This window comes from Allobosea sp. TAB14 (assembly GCF_052113865.1).
GTDB classification, from domain to species: Bacteria; Pseudomonadota; Alphaproteobacteria; order Rhizobiales; family Beijerinckiaceae; genus Allobosea; species Allobosea spartocytisi.
Genome location: NZ_JBFRDQ010000297.1, coordinates 1 through 3,563, shown reverse-complemented (window position 1 = coordinate 3,563; position 3,563 = coordinate 1). Strand labels below are relative to the sequence as shown.

1 protein-coding gene is annotated in these 3,563 nt (G+C 67.2%); it reads left to right on the top strand.

The annotated features are described in order from the left end of the window. Positions 1-51: 51 nt before the first annotated feature. A partial coding sequence (tssM, locus tag AB4Y99_RS26610; RefSeq protein ID WP_441525443.1) for a type VI secretion system membrane subunit TssM occupies positions 52-3,563 on the top strand: 3,512 nt, incomplete at its 3' end.

Here is a 3,563-nt window from a genome sequence, read left to right as displayed (position 1 = left end):
TTCGGCGAGGTGCGCCCATTCGAATCCTTCTGGGTCCGGATGCCCGTCGCCGTGCTTCTCCTCGTCGGCGCGCTCGCCTGGATCGCCGTCATCATCATCCGCCGCCGCAAGGCGACGGCCGCGCTGACCGAGGCGCTGGAAAAGGAAGAAACGACCGGCGACGGCGCCGCCCTCTCCAGCGCGATGAAGGATGCACTGGCGACGCTCAAGAGCACGCGCGGCAAGGGCGGCGACTATCTTTACGACCTGCCCTGGTACGTCATCATCGGCCCGCCCGGCGCCGGCAAGACGACGGCTCTGGTCAATTCCGGCCTGAAATTCCCGCTGGCGCGCGGCGCGACGCCGGCTGCCGTCGCCGGCTCCGGCGGCACGCGCTATTGCGACTGGTGGTTCGCCGAGGATGCGGTGCTGATCGACACCGCCGGCCGCTACACCACGCAGGACACCGACACCAAGGCCGAGAAATCGAGCTGGTTTGCCTTCCTCGACCTGCTCAAGACCAACCGCCCGCGCCAGCCGATCAACGGCGTGCTCGTCGCGATCAGCGTCGAGGACCTGTTGACCTCTTCGCCTGAGGAGATCGCAGCCCATGCCGACGCGATCCGCGCCCGCCTGCTCGAACTGCACGAACGCCTGAAGGTCGATTTCCCGGTCTATGCGATCTTCACCAAGGCCGACCTGATCGCCGGCTTCAACGAGTTCTTCGGCCAATTGACCGAGCCGCAGCGGCGCATGGTTTGGGGCCACACCTTCCAGACCGCCGACAAGACCCGCAACATGATCGGCGACGTGCCGCCGGAATATGACGCGCTAATCGAGCGCCTGAACGAGCGCCTGCCCGATCGTTTGCAGGACGAGCACAACCCGACCGCGCGCGCCCAGATCTTCGGCTTCCCGAGCCAGATGGCGACGCTGAAGCGCTCCATCGTCGAYTTCCTSACCCGCGTCTTCGARCMGACGCGCTACCACGCCAAYGCGACCTTGCGCGGCTTCTACTTCACCTCGGGCACGCAGGAGGGCACCCCGATCGACCAGCTGATCGGCGCGCTCTCGCGCAATTTCGGCTCGGACCATGCCGGCGCGGCCTCCTTCTCCGGCAAGGGCAAGAGCTATTTCCTCACCGAATTGATCCAGAAGGTGGTGATCGGCGAATCCGGCTGGGTCTCGACCGATCTCGGCGCCGCCCGCCGCAGCACGGCGCTGCGCATCGTCGGTTTTGCGACCGTCGCGCTGCTGTCGCTCGCCGCGCTCGGCCTGTGGTGGACGAGTTTTTCGCGCAACAGCGACCTGATCACCGCGACCAATTACGGCCTTTCCGACTATCGCAGCGCCGCAGCCCCGGTGCTGCAGGAGACCACGATCTCCGACCGCAATTTCAGCCGCGTCCTGCCGCTGCTGCACAAGCTCCGGAACATGCCGGCGGGCTACGCCACGCAAGGCGAGCCGACACCGACGCTGGCCACCTTCGGGCTCAGCCAGCGCGAGCGCCTGCAGAACGCGAGCGAGATCACCTATCAGCAAGGTCTGGAGCGGATGTTGCGGCCCCGCATCATCTTCCGCCTGGAGGAGCAACTCGAGCAGCAGGCCAACAATCCCGGCTTCGTCTACGAGGCGCTCAAGGTCTACATGATGATCGGCGGCCAGGCGAAGCTGGACCGCGACCTCGTGACCTCCTGGATGCGGCTCGACTGGGCCGAGAACCTCTTCCCCGGCCCGGCCAACGCCAAGGGCCGCGAGGCGCTGGAGGAGCACCTGACCGCCATGCTCGACCTCGACGAGGGCACGGGCGAGCCGATGGTGAAGCTCAACCAGTCGCTGATCGAGCAGAGCCAGCGGACGCTGCGCCGCCTCAGCATCGCCGAGCGCGCCTATGAATTGCTGCGCACCCAGTCCCGCAGCGACAGCGCCAAGGACTGGGTCGTCTCGCAGCGCGGCGGTTCCGATGTCCGGCTGGTCTTCGAAGGCGTCGGCGGCGAGGATCTCGACCAGGTCCGCGTGCCGTATTTCTACACCTATGACGGCTTCCAGAGCGCCTTCATCGGCCGGCTCGGCGATATCGGCGACCGCATCGAGAAGGAACGCTGGGTGCTGGGCGAAAACGTCGACCAGCAGGCGATCACCGCGCAATACGCGACGCTGTTCCAGGACCTGATGAAGCTCTACAGCCGCGACTATGTCGCGACCTGGCAGAGGACGCTGCGGCGGTTGAAGCTCCGGCCGCTCAACGCCGACAAGCCGCGCTATGTCGCACTCAGCGCCATCTCGGCGGCGACATCGCCCTTCAAGCAGGTGCTGGAATCCCTGCGCGACGAGACGCAGCTCACCAAGGAGCGCCCCAACGCGAAGAAGGCCGTCGCGCAGACCGCCGCGAAGAACGCGGCGCAGACGCTGGACGAACGCGCCAGCCAGGCGCTCGGCCGTCTCGGCGCCAACCTGCCGATGGCCTCGGCCGGCGTCGACCGCGTGCTCGCCGGCAGCAACGACGTCTCGCTCGGCGCCGATATCGAGGCCCAGTTCAAGCCCTACCACGTCCTCGTCGACGGCGATCTCGGCCGCCGGCCGGTCGATCAGCTCCTCCAGACCTTCTCGGAGATCAGCCAGAACCTCGCCATCGCCGCGACCAATCCGTCCCAGTCGGCGGCGGCGAATGCGGCGCTCGTGCCGCTGATCGCAACCTTGCGCGCCAATTCCTCGCGCTATCCCGCCCCCTTCGACGGCATGATCGTGCAGGCGGTCAACGATTTCGAGGGCGATGCCACCGGCGCCACCGTCGCCCTGCTCAGGCAGGCGCTGGCGGAGCAGGTCACCGGCGTCTGCAACGAGATCGTCACCAACCGCTATCCCTTCACCAAGGCGAGCGCCCGCGACGTGCCGCTCGCCGATTTCGCCCGGCTCTTCGCGCCCGGCCAGATCATGGACAAGTTCTACAAGGAGCGGCTGGAGCCCTTCGTCGACACCTCGAAGCCGCAATGGAGCTGGCGCGTCGACAGCCGCGTCGCGCGCGCCCTCTCGCCGACGACGCTGCGCGAATTCCAGCGCGCCAGCGAGATCAAGGAGGCCTTCTTCCCGACCGGCGGCAACCTGCCCTCCTTCCAGATGGTGGTGACGCCGACCGCGCTCTCGGCGGACGCTTCGAGCGCCAAGCTGGAAATCAACGGCTTCACCGTGACCAGCCAGCAGGGCGTCAACACGCCGGCCCCGGTGATGTGGCCGGGCGGCGGCGTCGGCAAGACGGCGGTGACGCTGACGCTCGGCGGGGCAAGTGGCAACGCCTCGGGCGGCATGTTCGGCGGCGGCTTCTTCTCTTCGGGCTCACAGAGCGGCAACGCTGCCCAGGGCGAGGCCAAGCTCTTCGAGAAGGACGGCACCTGGTCCTTCTTCCGTCTGCTCGATGCCGGCTCCGTGCTGAAACAGGGCGACAATGTCGGCTTCAACCTGAGTGCCGGCGGCCGGCAGGTCGGCTATTCCTTCGGCGTCGGCTCGCTCAAGAACCCCCTGATCCTGCCGGGCGGCGATCCTTCGCGCGCCAAGATCATCGATTTCGGGATCGCCCGCTCCAGCAT